Here is a 12,142-nt window from a genome sequence, read left to right on the forward strand (position 1 = left end):
GGAGGTGGAACGTCAGGTGGTGCCGAAGAATTTCTGGGTCTCGCGCAGCCCCTCGACGAGCGCGTCGACCTCGTCGGGGGTGTTGTAGAAGTACAGCGACGCGCGGGTGCTCGCGGTCACGCCGAAGCGCTTGTGCAGCGGGCGGGCGCAGTGATGACCGGCGCGGACGGCGATGCCGTGGGCGTCCAGCACCTGGCTCACGTCGTGCGGGTGGATCTCGCGGCCGTCCAGCCCCTCCAGGGTGAAGGAGATGGCGGTGCCGCGCTCCTCGGCGTCGACCGGCCCGATGATCCGCAGGCCGTCGATCGCGGTGAGCGACTTGAGCGCGTACGCGAGCAGCTCCTGCTGTTGCGCCTCGATCTGGTCCAGGCCCACCTCGGTGAGGTAGTCGATCGCCGCGCCGAGCCCGGCGGCCTCGGCGATCGGCATCGTGCCGGCCTCGAACTTGTGCGGCGGCGGGGCGTACGTCGAGCCCTCCATCGCCACGGTCTCGATCATCTCGCCGCCGCCGAGGAACGGCGGGAGCGTCTCGAGGAGTTCGGCGCGGCCCCACAGCACCCCGATGCCGGTCGGGCCGCAGATCTTGTGCGCGGTGAAGCCGTAGAAGTCGACCCCGAGCGCCTGGACGTCCACCCGCATGTGCGGCACGGCCTGGGCACCGTCGGCGAGCACGAGCGCGCCGACCGCGTGGGCCTTGTCCGCGATGAGGCGCAGCGGGTTGATGGTGCCGAGGACGTTCGACTGGTGCGCGACCGCGACGATCTTCGTGCGCTCGTTGATGAGGTCGTCGATGTTCGTCAGGTCCAGGCGGCCGTCGTCGGTCACTCCGAACCAGCGGAGCGTCGCGCCGGTGCGCTGGGCGAGCAGCTGCCACGGCACGATGTTGGAGTGGTGCTCCATCTCCGTGATGACGATCTCGTCGCCGGGGCCGACGCGGAAGCGCTCGGCCTCCGGGCCGGCCGTGGCCGCGTTGCCCATCGCGTACGCGACGAGGTTGATGCCCTCGGAGATGTTCTTGGTGAACACCACCTCGGTTTCGCTGCCCGCGCCGATGAGGTTCGCGGCCTTGATCCGGGCACCTTCGTACGCCTCGGTCGCCTCCTCACCGAGCTGGTGCGTCGCCCGGTGGATGTTGGCGTTGTGCGCGGTGTAGTAGTCGTCGATGGCGTCGATCACCTGGCGGGGCTTCTGCGAGGTGTTCGCGCTGTCGAGGTACACCAGCGGCCGCCCGTCGCGGACGGTGCGGGTGAGGATCGGGAAGTCCGCCCGGATCCGTTCGACGTCGATGCTCACGCGGACGCGCCTGCCTTCGTGAACTTCTCGTAGCCCTCGGTCTCCAGCAGCTCCGCCAGCTCCGGGCCGCCCTGCTCGACGATGCGGCCGGCGGCGAAGACGTGCACGAAGTCGGGCTTCACGTAGCGGAGGATGCGGGTGTAGTGCGTGATCAGCAGCACGCCCGTGTCGCCGGACCGGAACCGGTTGACGCCCTCGGAGACGACCTTCAGCGCGTCGATGTCGAGGCCCGAGTCGGTCTCGTCGAGCACCGCGACCTTCGGCTTGAGCATCTCCATCTGGAGGATCTCGTGGCGCTTCTTCTCTCCACCGGAGAAGCCCTCGTTGAGGTTGCGCTGCGCGAACGCGGGGTCGATCTGCAGCTCGGCCATTGCCGAGCGCATCTCCTTGGCGAAATCCCGCAGCTTCGGCGCCTCGCCGCGCACGGCGGTGACGGCGGTACGCAGGAAGTTCGACACCGAGACGCCGGGCACCTCGACGGGGTACTGCATGGCGAGGAACAGCCCGGCGCGGGCGCGCGCGTCAACGCTCATCTCCAGGACGCTCTCGCCGTCCAGGAGCACCTCGCCGCCGGTGACGGTGTACTTCGGGTGACCGGCGATGGCATAGGCGAGGGTGGACTTGCCAGAGCCGTTCGGCCCCATGATGGCGTGGGTCTCGCCCGCCTTCACGGTCAGGTCGACGCCCCGGAGGATCTCCTTGTCCTCGACGGAGACGTGCAGGTCGCGGATCTCAAGCGTGGCCATGATCTTCAGGACTCCTTGAGCGACACGTACACGTCGTCGCCCTCGATCTTCACTGGGTACGTGGGGACCGGCTGCGTGGCCGGCGGGTTGGTGGGCTTGCCGGTGCGCAGGTCGAAGCACGAGCCGTGCAGCCAGCACTCGATGGTGTGGTTGTAGACCTCGCCCTCGCTGAGCGCGACCTCGGCGTGCGAGCAGACGTCGCGCAGGGCGTAGACGTCGTCCCCGGTGCGGACGACCGCCACCGGGGTGCCGTCGATCTCCACCGCGAGCGCACCCTCGGCGGGCAGCTCGGACAGCGAGCAGGCGCGCGTGAAGCTCATCGGGCGATCTCCTCGTCGATCGCGGCCATGACGCGCTCCTGCAGATCCAGCACGTCGATCTTCTCGACGAGCTGGCCGAGGAAGCCGCGCACGACCATCCGCCTGGCGGTGTCGTACGGGATGCCCCGTGCCTGGAGGTAGAACAGGTGCTGGTCGTCGAGGCGACCGGACGCCGAGGCGTGGCCCGCGCCGGCGACCTCACCGGTCAGGATCTCGAGGTTCGGCACCGAGTCGACGCGCGTGCCGTCGGTGAGCACGAGGTTGCGGTTGAGCTCGTAGGTGTCGGTGCCCTCGGCCTCGGCCCGGATGATCACGTCGCCGATCCAGACGGCGTGGGCGTCCTCGTCCTGCAGCGCGCCGCGGTAGTCGACGCGGCTGCGGCAGTTCGGCTGGGTATGGTCGACGAGCAGCCGGTGCTCCAGGTGCTGGCCGCCGTCGGCGAAGTAGATGCCGTACAGCTCGGCGTCGCCGCCCGGCGCGTCGTAGGCCACCGAGGGGGCGATGCGCACGACGCCGCCGCCCAGGCTCACGGTGAAGCTCTTGAACCGCGCGTCACGGCCGAGCCTCGCGTGCTGGTGGGACAGGTGCACGGCATCGGAGGCCCAGTTCTGCAGGCTGAACACCGTGAGCGAGGCGCCGTCGCCGACCACGAACTCGACGTTGTCGGCGTAGGCGGCCGTGCCGGTGTGCTCCAGCACGACCGTGGCCTGCGCGAACGGCTCGAGGATGACGGTGGTGTGGCCGTAGGCGACGCCGCCCTCACCGCGCATCGTCAGGACGGTCGGCTCGGTCGCGACGACCTCCTTCCGCACGGTGACCACGGTCGCCTGGGCGAACGAGCCGTACGCCTGCGCGCTCACGCGATCGGCGGGGACGTACGCCCTGCCGATCCGCTCGTCGTCACGGGACACCGTCTCGACGGTGACCTCGGGCGCCGCGGCGACGTCGACGATCACCTTGCCGTCGCCGGCCGCGCCCTTGTGCAGGTCGCGCAGGCGGCGCAGCGGGGTGAAGCGCCACTCCTCCTCGCGCCCGGTGGGCACGACGAAGTCGTCGACGTCGTACGACGCGTGCTCGTGGAGGGTGGACAGTGGTTTGGTCTCCAGACCCATGTCAGCCCACCGCTCCTTCCATCTGCAGCTCGATCAGGCGGTTCAGCTCCAGGGCGTACTCCATGGGCAGCTCACGCGCGATCGGCTCGACGAAGCCGCGCACGATCATCGCCATCGCCTCGTCCTCGGTGAGGCCGCGGCTCATGAGGTAGAACAGCTGGTTCTCCGAGACCTTCGAGACGGTCGCCTCGTGGCCCATCTCGACGTCGTCCTCACGGACGTCGACGTACGGGTAGGTGTCGGAGCGGCTGATCTGGTCGACCAGCAGCGCGTCGCACTTGACGGTCGACTTGGAGTGCTCGGCGCCCTCCTGGATCTGGACCAGGCCGCGGTAGCTCGTACGGCCACCGCCGCGCGCCACCGACTTGGAGATGATGGTCGAGGAGGTGTTGGGCGCGGCGTGCACCATCTTCGAGCCGGCGTCCTGGTGCTGGCCCTCGCCGGCGAAGGCGATGGACAGCGTCTCGCCCTTGGCGTGCTCGCCCATGAGGTAGACGGCCGGGTACTTCATCGTGACCTTGGACCCGATGTTGCCGTCGATCCACTCCATCGTCGCGCCCTCGTAGGCGACGGCGCGCTTGGTGACGAGGTTGTAGACGTTGTTCGACCAGTTCTGGATGGTCGTGTAGCGGCAGCGGGCGTTCTTCTTCACGATGATCTCGACGACCGCGGAGTGCAGCGAGTCGGACTTGTAGATCGGCGCGGTGCAGCCCTCGACGTAGTGGACGTACGCGCCCTCGTCGACGATGATCAGCGTCCGCTCGAACTGGCCCATGTTCTCGGTGTTGATCCGGAAGTAGGCCTGCAGCGGGATCTCGACCTGCACACCCGGCGGCACGTAGATGAACGACCCACCCGACCACACGGCGGAGTTCAGCGCGGCGAACTTGTTGTCGCCGACGGGGATCACCGAGCCGAAGTACTCCTGGAAGATCTCCGGGTGCTCCCGGAGACCCGTGTCGGTGTCGAGGAAGATGACGCCCTGCTGCTCCAGGTCCTCACGGATCTGGTGGTAGACGACCTCCGACTCGTACTGAGCGGCCACACCGGCGACCAGGCGCTGCTTCTCCGCCTCGGGGATGCCGAGCTTGTCGTAGGTGTTCTTGATGTCGGCCGGCAACTCCTCCCACGAGGCTGCCTGCTTCTCCGTAGACCGGACGAAGTACTTGATGTTGTCGAAGTCGATGTCGGTAAGGTCGGCGCCCCACGTTGGCAGCGGCTTCTTGCCGAACAGGCGCAGGCCCTTCAGGCGAAGGTCGAGCATCCAGTCGGGCTCGTTCTTCTTCGCCGAGATGTCGCGGACGACCTCATCGGACAGCCCGCGACGGGCCGAGGCGCCGGCAACGTCAGAGTCGGCCCAGCCGAACTTGTAGTTTCCGAGCCCTTCGAGCTCGGGATGGGCTGTCGTAGTCATACGGAGGTGCCTCCGGAGTCCTGCTTGTCGTTCTTGTCGGTTTTTTCGGTCAGTTCACGTGACGTCACGTGAGTCGTGCATATTCCATCGCCATGGGCGATCGTGGCCAGCCGCTGCACCGGGACGCCGAGCAGTCGCCCGAACGCCGCCGTCTCCGCCTCGCACAGCTGCGGGAACCGGGCGGCGACGTGCGCGACCGGGCAGTGGTGCTGGCACAGCTGCTGCCCGCCCGCCGGAGCGGTGCTGGCCGAGGCGGCGTAGCCGTCCGCGGACAGCGCCTCCGCCAGCGCCCGCGCCCGCTGCTGCGGCGGCACGGCCCGGATCGACGCGCCATAACGCGCCTCCAGGTCGCTCACCTGGCGGAGCGCGAACTCCGCGACGGCCTCCTCGCCGAGCTTGTCGGCCAGGAAGCGCAGGGCGTTGGCCGCCAGGTCGTCGTAGGCGTGCACGAAGGCGCTGCGCCCGGCGTCGGTGATGACGAACATCTTGGCCGGACGCCCGCGCCCGCGCCTCGACTGCGGACGGCTCCGCCGCTCCTCGATCATCCCCTCGGCGAGGAGCGTCTCGAGGTGGCGGCGGACGGCCGCGGGCGTGAGCCCGAGCCGCTGTCCGAGCGCCGAGGCACTGATGGGACCATATTCAAGAATCAGCCGGGCCACCCGGGCGCGGGTGGTGCGCTCGGAGTGGTTGGGACCGAGCGCGGGCACGCCGGCGGTCGCCGGGTCGCTGCTCTTCGTCTCGGTCACGTATTCCACAACATCAGTGTGGCCTAATTCCTTCCCCCGGCACAAACGGATCCCGGTAATCTGCCTCACTTAGGCGAGCCTTGCCTCACCTGCGCGAACGACCCCGTACGGCGATCGCCACGACGAGGGCTCCGGTGAGGAACGCCGCGCCCGCGCCGGCCATCGGAGCCGCCAGTCGGCCTCCGGCTCCGAGCGCGCCGAGCAGGCCATGTTCCGATGCTCGCCCGGATTCGTTTCGACGGGCACCGAAGCGTCCTCGGCCCGCCGGTCACGCGGCGGGCGTACCGGCCTCCGTTGAGGTCCGGCCTATCGGCGACCGCGGAACGTACGCCGCAGGTCGTCGACCCACTGGTCGGGGATCTCCCAGGGGATGAAGTGACCGCCGTGGTCGTGGGCGGTGAGGTTGACGTGGTCGTACCAGGCGGCGCGGTCGCTCTCGAGGAAGTGCCGTACCCGCCGGTCCGTGGAGACGCCGGGCGGGTTCTCGTAGCCGACGAAGGTGATGCCGGTGGGCGCCTCGACGGGCGGCTGCCGATCGTGGGAGGGAGTCCACGGGTAGCGGTTGTTGTTGGCGTACGTGCGGATCGAGGTGCCGATCGAGTTGGTCACCCAGAAGATCATGGCGTGGGTGAGCAGGTCGTCCTTGGTGAAGACGGTCTCGATGTCGCCGCCGTTGTCGCTCCAGGTCATCCAGCGTTCGAGGATCCAGGCGAGCATCCCGGCGGGCGAGTCGGACAGCCCGTAGGCGAGCGTGCTCGGGGCGAGCACGTGCGCGGCCAGGTGAACGGCGAAGCGCTTCTCGAAGGCGACGAGCCGGGCGTGGACGTCGGCGGGCAGGCCGTCCGGGATGGGCCGGCCGCCACTGAGGTCCCAGGCCCGGTCGCCGTTGAACAGGGTGAGCTTCAAACCGGAGCCGATGTGGATGCCGTGCAGCTCGTCGGCGTACTTGTGCCCGAGCTGGCCGGTGACCAGGGCTCCGACGTCGCACCCGCCGGCGGCGTACTTCTCGTGGCCGAGGATGCCGGTCATGAGGACGTGCCAGAGGTCGGCGACCTTCCAGAAGTTCATGTCCGGGTGGTCCGGCAACGGGCCGGAGAACCCGAACCCGGGGAAGGAGGGGACGATCACGTCGAACGCCTCGGCCGGGTCACCGCCGTACGCGCCGGGGTCCGCGAGGGGGTCGACGACCTTGGACCAGTGCCAGAACGTCCAGGGCCAGCCGTGGGTGAGGATCAGGGGCGTCGGGTCAGGGCCGACTCCGGGCCTGCGCATGAAGTGCACGGGCACGCCCTCCACCTCGACGCGGTAGTGCTCGTACGCGTTGATCGCGGCTTCGGCCTTACGCCAGTCGTAGTCGGTCCGCCAGTGGTCGACGAGCTCCTGCAGGGTGACGCGGTCGACGCCGTAGTACCGGTCCTCGTTGCCCGCGTCGACCGGCCAGCGCGTCAGCTCGAGGCGGTGCCGGAGGTCGGCCAGCACGTCGTCGGGCACGTGGATCGGCTCCGGCTCCAGCGGGAACGGCCGGACCTCGGAACCGTGCGACGGGGTGGTCTCGTGGCTCATGGCCGCCAAGGTACATCAGTAACTTATTTAAGTGTCCAATCTTTCTGACGCCCCGGTGCGCAGGCCTGTTCAGTCGGCGAGGGTCGCCACGAGGATGGCCTTGATGGTGTGCAGGCGGTTCTCGGCCTGGTCGAAGACGATGGAGGCCTCCGACTCGAAGACCTCGTCGGTGACCTCCAGCCCTTCCAGGCCGAACTGCGCGTAGATCTCCTCGCCGAGGGTCGTCTCCCGGTCGTGGAACGCCGGGAGGCAGTGCATGAACCGCACCGACGGGTTCCCCGTCGCGGCCAGCACCTCCTTGCCGACCTGGTACGGCTTGAGGAGCGCGATGCGCTCGGCCCAGACCTCCTTGGGCTCCCCCATCGAGACCCACACGTCGGTGTGCAGGAAGTCGGCGCCGCGCACGCCCTCCGCGACGTCGTCCGTCAGGGTGATCCGGGCGCCGCTGCGCCCGGCCAGGTCGCGGGCGGCGGCCTGGACTCCGGCGGACGGCAGCAGGCCGTCGGGCGCCACGATGCGCACGTCCATGCCGAGCAGGGCGCCCATGACGAGCAGAGAGTTGCCCATGTTGTTGCGCGCGTCACCGAGGTAGGCGAAGGAGATCTCGTCCAGGGGCCCGGCCGCGTGCTCGGCCATCGTGAACGCGTCGCACAGGCTCTGGGTGGGATGCCACTCGTCGGTGAGGCCGTTCCAGACGGGGACGCCGGCGTGCGCGGCGAGGGCCTCGACGTCCGCCTGGCGGCTGCCGCGGTACTGAATGCCGTCGAACATCCGGCCCAGCACGCGCGCGGTGTCCTTCACCGACTCCTTGTGGCCGATCTGAGAACCCGATGGATCCAGGTACGTGACGTGCGCCCTCTGGTCGTGCGCCGCCACTTCGAACGCGCTGCGCGTGCGCGTGGAGGTCTTCTCGAAGACGAGCGCGATGTTGCGGCCGGTCAGGCGGGGCCGCTCGGCGCCCGCCCGCCGAGCCGCCTTCAGCTCGCCGGACAGGTCGATGAGCGAGCGGAACTCCTCGGCGGTGAAGTCGAGCTCCTTGAGGAAGCTCCGGCCGCGCAGCATGTGACCTCCCAGAGACATGGACAAGACCGTATCGTCATGCGTCCGAATGAATCAATATTCAGAGTAATGTCAGGGGCGGCCGTCCCACCCACGAGCCCCCCTCTTAGACTCGGGTCCATGGAACCCCTCGCCGTCGCAGTGAATGGCCTGGTCAAACGCTATGGCATGACCACCGCGGCCGACGGCCTCTCCTTTGACGCCGCATACGGCGAGGTGACCGCCCTGCTCGGGCCCAACGGAGCGGGAAAGACGACCACCGTCGAGATCTGTGAGGGCTACCGGCGCGCCGACTCGGGCAGCGTGCGCGTCCTCGGCCGTGACCCCCGAGATGCCGAGCTCAAGGCGCGCATCGGCGTGATGCCGCAGTCCGGGGGCGTGCCGACCAACGCCCGCGCCGGGGAGTTCCTCCACCTGATCGCGAGCTTCTACGCCACCCCGCTCGACCCCGCCGCGCTCCTCGAGCGACTCGGGCTCACCGCCGCGGCGCGGACCTCCTACCGCCGCCTTTCCGGCGGCCAGCAGCAGCGGCTGGCGCTGGCGGCCGCGGTGGTCGGCCGCCCCGAGCTGGTCTTCCTCGACGAGCCCACCGCCGGTCTCGACCCGCAGGCCCGCCACGCGACGTGGGAGCTCGTCGGGGACCTGAAGGCCGCGGGCGTCGCGGTGATCCTGACCACCCACCATATGGACGAGGCCGAGCGGCTCGCCGACGAGGTCGTGATCCTCGACCACGGCAGGGTCATCTCCTCGGGCCCGCCGTCCTCGCTGACCGGCGCCGAACGCCAACTCCGCTTCCGGGCCCGTCCCGGGCTGGGCCTGGACGAGCTGCTGTCCGCGCTGCCGCCGGCGACGATGGCGAAGGAGTCCCCCGCGGGGCACTACGTCATCGAGGGCGACCTCGTTCCCGAGCTGCTGGCCACCGTGACCGCCTGGTGCGCCTCCAACGGCGTCATGACCGAGGACCTGCGGATCGAGCGCCGGACCCTGGAAGACGTCTTCCTCGAACTGACCGGACGGGAGCTCCGCTCGTGACGGACCTGACCTTCACCCCCTCGCCCGGCGCGGCGCCGAGGTCCCGCATGGTCCGGGCCCAGACGGCGTACGAGCTGCGCACGCTGCTGCGCAACGGCGAGCAGCTACTGCTCACGCTGATCATCCCCGTCGCGCTGCTCATCCTGTTCAGTGCCGCGCCGCTGCTCGACGTGGGCGGGGGCAAGCGGGTCGACTTCCTCGCGCCCGGCGTGCTGGCGCTCGCGGTGATGTCCACGGCGTTCACCGGGCAGGCGATCGGCACGGGCTTCGAACGACGCTACGGCGTGCTGAAGCGCCTCGGCGCGACACCGCTCCCCCGGTCCGGGCTCGTCACGGCCAAGACGCTCACCGTCCTGACGGTCGAGGTCCTCCAGGCGCTGGTCATCTGCGTGGTGGCCCTCGCTCTCGGGTGGAGCCCCCACGGCGATCCGGCGAGCGCGATCCTGCTGCTGCTCCTGGGCACGGCGGCGTTCAGCGGGTTCGGCCTGCTCATGGCGGGCACCCTGCGCGCCGAGGCGACCCTCGCCGCCGCGAACCTGGTGTACCTGCTGCTGCTCGTGCTCGGCGGCGTCGTATTTCCGTTGACAAAGTTCTCCGGTGGCGTACGGTCGGTGCTCGAACTGCTACCGATCTCCGCGCTCGCCAACGGGCTGCGCCGGGTACTGCAGCACGGTGCCGGGTTCCCCGTCCGCGACCTGGTCATTCTCGCCGTGTGGGCGGTGCTGGGCCTGGCCCTCGCCGCGCGCTTCTTCAAATGGGAGTGACGCATGGCGCTGGCTGACACCCCCGGTTCCTATGAACGGACCGGGTGGTTCCGCGCGCGGCCGACCGGCCTGCGGCTGTCATTCGGCTCGGTTCCGCCGCCGGCCCTGATCCTGCTGGGCATCGTCTCGGTGCAGGTCGGCGCGGGCCTCGCGAAGAACCTCTTCGGCCGGATCTCGCCGGACGCCATCGTGATGCTGCGCCTGCTCACCTCGGCGATCGTGCTCTCGGTGATGGCCCGGTCCGCGCTGCGCGACCTGCGCCGCCTGCACTCCTGGCGCGATCTGGGCGTCGCCGTGCTGTTCGGCCTCACCCTCGCCGGGATGAACTTCAGCTTCTATCAGGCGATGGCACGGATCCCCCTCGGCGTCGCGGTGACGATCGAGTTCCTCGGCCCCCTCACCGTGGCAATCGTCGCGTCGCGTCGCCGCCTCGACCTGCTGTGGGCCGTCATGGCGCTCGGCGGAGTGGCGATGCTCGCCCGCGCCGGCGGAGACATCCCGCTGACGGGCGTGGCGTTCGGGCTCCTCGCGGCGGTCGGCTGGGCCGCGTACATCGTCCTGAGCGGCGCGACGGGCAAGCGGTTCTCCGGATCCACCGGCCTCGCCGTCGCCAGCGTCGTCGGGGCGGCCGCGATGATGCCCGTCGGGATCGCCACCGGCGGTTCGGCGCTGCTCGACCCCGAGATCCTGCTGATCGGGCTCGGGGTCGGCCTCCTGTCGTCGGTCATCCCGTACAGCCTGGAACTGGAGGCGCTGCGGCGCGTGCCGGCCCGGGTGTTCGGCATCCTCATGAGCCTCGAGCCCGCGGTGGCCGCCCTGGTCGGCCTCGTCTTCCTCGGCGAGATCCTGGGATGGCACGAGTGGCTGGCCATCGGCTGCGTCATCGCCGCCTGCGTCGGCGCCACCCGCTTCCAGGAGTCCCCGCCCGAAGCCCCCGAGGCCTGACGGCGCCGTTCCGCTTCACCTTCGACGTCGCCTCGCTCGTCGACTTGAGCGCGGCGTCGTCGGGAGGGACCCGGATCCGGGGCATGGGCGGGCGCTCGTACGATGAGGGACGTGCGATCCGATAACCCGCTGATCCGGCTCCGTGACCTCGTGTGGCGTCCCACGCCCGCCTCGATGCGCGGGCTCGCCCTCGCGAGCGTCGCGGGAAACGCCCTGATCATGGCGACGGGTGCGGCCGTGCGTGTCAGCGGTTCGGGCCTCGGCTGCCCCACGTGGCCGAAGTGCACGGGCACCAGCCTGGTGCCGACGCACACCCCGGAACACTCCGCCGTCAACATGGCGATCGAGTTCGGCAACCGGATGCTGACCTTCCTGGTGCTCGCGCTCGGCGCGCTGGTGTTCGTCGCGGCGCTGCGCCTGCGCCCCCGGCGCAAGAACCTCGTGCGGCTGGCCGCGATCCAGCCGCTCAGCGTGGTGGCGCAGGCGTTCGTCGGCGGGATCGTCGTGCTGACCGACCTGCACCCGGTCTCGGTGACCGTGCACTTCCTGCTGTCGCCGGCGATCCTGGCCGCGGCCGTGGTGCTCTGGGTGCGGGCGGGCGAGGGCGACGAACCGGCCCGGTCCCTCGTCCGGCAGGAGCTGGTCTGGCTGGGTCGCGCCCTGACCGGAGTCGTCTTCCTGCTCCTGGTGGCGGGGACCGTGGTGACCGGCACCGGACCGCACGCCGGTGACCCCAAGGCCCGGCGGTACGACTTCCAGATCGAGCAGGTCGCCCAGCTGCACGTGGACATCGTCTGGGCGACGGTCGGGCTGACCTTCGCGCTGCTGCTCGGTCTACGCCTGACCAGCGCCCCCGGGCACGTCCAGCGGCGCGCCGTCGAGCTTCTGGTCGTCGAGCTGGCGCAGGGCGTCATCGGGTACGTCCAGTACTTCACCAACGTCCCCGGCGCGCTCGTCGTCGCTCACGTGCTCGGCGCGGCCCTGGTGTGGATCGCGACCCTCCGCGTCGTCTTCGCCCTCCGCGACCGCGGCGCCATGCCGGCGCCCCTGGCGCCGGAGCCGTCGACATCGCCCCGCGACACCGCCCCGGCCGCCACCCTCAGCAGCTGACCCGGGCTGCCGCCGCCGGGGTGGGGCGTGCACAATGC

12 protein-coding genes are annotated in these 12,142 nt (G+C 70.1%); 4 read left to right on the forward strand and 8 right to left on the reverse strand.

Annotation, left to right across the window (positions count from 1 at the left end; all coding sequences use genetic code 11):
- Positions 1 to 12: 12 nt before the first annotated feature.
- The 8 genes from NE236_RS23180 to argF form a co-directional block, all read right to left on the reverse strand.
- Positions 13 to 1,287, reverse strand: a complete 1,275-nt coding sequence (locus tag NE236_RS23180; protein WP_252844270.1) for a cysteine desulfurase — start codon at positions 1,285 to 1,287, stop codon at positions 13 to 15.
- A gap of 2 nt (positions 1,288 to 1,289) precedes the next feature.
- Entirely contained in the window at positions 1,290 to 2,039 is a 750-nt protein-coding gene (gene sufC, locus NE236_RS23185; protein ID WP_252844168.1) for a Fe-S cluster assembly ATPase SufC, read from the reverse strand.
- A 5-nt stretch (positions 2,040 to 2,044) separates the two neighbouring features.
- Positions 2,045 to 2,359: a non-heme iron oxygenase ferredoxin subunit gene (locus tag NE236_RS23190; protein ID WP_252844169.1), complete on the reverse strand. Its 315-nt coding sequence runs from the start codon at positions 2,357 to 2,359 to the stop codon at positions 2,045 to 2,047.
- A complete protein-coding gene (gene sufD, locus NE236_RS23195; RefSeq protein WP_252844170.1) occupies positions 2,356 to 3,471 on the reverse strand; it encodes a Fe-S cluster assembly protein SufD in 1,116 nt (371 codons plus the stop codon). Before sufD ends, NE236_RS23190 begins: the two co-directional genes overlap by 4 nt.
- Before the next feature lies 1 nt (position 3,472).
- Complete coding sequence (gene sufB / locus NE236_RS23200) at positions 3,473 to 4,885, reverse strand: Fe-S cluster assembly protein SufB (protein WP_252844171.1); 1,413 nt, start codon at positions 4,883 to 4,885, stop codon at positions 3,473 to 3,475.
- Entirely contained in the window at positions 4,882 to 5,640 is a 759-nt protein-coding gene (locus tag NE236_RS23205) for a helix-turn-helix transcriptional regulator (RefSeq protein ID WP_372494420.1), read from the reverse strand. Before NE236_RS23205 ends, sufB begins: the two co-directional genes overlap by 4 nt.
- 297 nt (positions 5,641 to 5,937) lie before the next feature.
- Positions 5,938 to 7,194, reverse strand: coding sequence for an epoxide hydrolase family protein (locus tag NE236_RS23210; RefSeq protein ID WP_252844173.1), 1,257 nt, complete (start codon positions 7,192 to 7,194; stop codon positions 5,938 to 5,940).
- Between the two features lie 69 nt (positions 7,195 to 7,263).
- Complete coding sequence (gene argF / locus NE236_RS23215) at positions 7,264 to 8,274, reverse strand: ornithine carbamoyltransferase (RefSeq protein ID WP_443612860.1); 1,011 nt, start codon at positions 8,272 to 8,274, stop codon at positions 7,264 to 7,266.
- A gap of 99 nt (positions 8,275 to 8,373) precedes the next feature.
- Here argF and NE236_RS23220 point away from each other — a divergent pair, with 99 nt between their 5' ends.
- The 4 genes from NE236_RS23220 to NE236_RS23235 all read left to right on the forward strand — a co-directional run bounded on the left by NE236_RS23220 (position 8,374) and on the right by NE236_RS23235 (position 12,104).
- On the forward strand, positions 8,374 to 9,285 hold the full coding sequence (locus NE236_RS23220) for an ABC transporter ATP-binding protein (protein WP_252844175.1): 912 nt from the start codon (positions 8,374 to 8,376) through the stop codon (positions 9,283 to 9,285).
- A gap of 47 nt (positions 9,286 to 9,332) precedes the next feature.
- Positions 9,333 to 10,049 (forward strand): ABC transporter permease, encoded by a 717-nt coding sequence (locus NE236_RS23225; protein WP_252844273.1) that lies wholly within the window; start codon positions 9,333 to 9,335, stop codon positions 10,047 to 10,049.
- 3 nt (positions 10,050 to 10,052) lie between these two features.
- Positions 10,053 to 10,994 (forward strand): EamA family transporter, encoded by a 942-nt coding sequence (locus tag NE236_RS23230; RefSeq protein WP_252844176.1) that lies wholly within the window; start codon positions 10,053 to 10,055, stop codon positions 10,992 to 10,994.
- 111 nt (positions 10,995 to 11,105) lie between these two features.
- Complete coding sequence (locus NE236_RS23235; RefSeq protein ID WP_372494421.1) at positions 11,106 to 12,104, forward strand: COX15/CtaA family protein; 999 nt, start codon at positions 11,106 to 11,108, stop codon at positions 12,102 to 12,104.
- Positions 12,105 to 12,142 lie beyond the last annotated feature (38 nt).

Source organism: Actinoallomurus purpureus (genome assembly GCF_024055795.1).
Classification (GTDB): domain Bacteria; phylum Actinomycetota; class Actinomycetes; order Streptosporangiales; family Streptosporangiaceae; genus Actinoallomurus; species Actinoallomurus purpureus.